The 261-nt window shown below is 42.9% G+C and carries 1 protein-coding gene; it reads left to right on the top strand.

Annotated elements, in window-relative coordinates:
• A partial coding sequence (locus AAEY72_RS15390; RefSeq protein ID WP_352311463.1) for a nitroreductase family protein occupies positions 1–261 on the top strand: 261 nt, incomplete at both ends.

Below are 261 nucleotides of genomic sequence, written 5' to 3'. Positions count from 1 at the left end.
CGTTATAGACACAGATATTAAAAATGGTCGCACGCAAAGCGAAAACCGTGAACAAGCTTTTGGCGCGTTTGCGTTTGTAGATATGAATACCGATGAGCAAGGCAATAATGCAACTTGGACTAAAGCGCAAACTTACATTGCACTTGGTAATACCATGCACGCAGCTGCTCGTTTAGGCATTGACTCTACCCCAATGGAAGGCGTAGATGCGCAGTTACTTGGTGAAATTTTTGCGAAAGAATTAGATGGTTACGTATGTGA

Origin of the sequence: Psychrobacter sp. W2-37-MNA-CIBAN-0211 (assembly GCF_040309405.1) — a bacterium.
Lineage (GTDB): Bacteria > Pseudomonadota > Gammaproteobacteria > Pseudomonadales > Moraxellaceae > Psychrobacter > Psychrobacter glaciei.
Note: the sequence above shows the minus strand (reverse complement) of the source record. Positions and strands in the feature narration are given on the sequence as shown.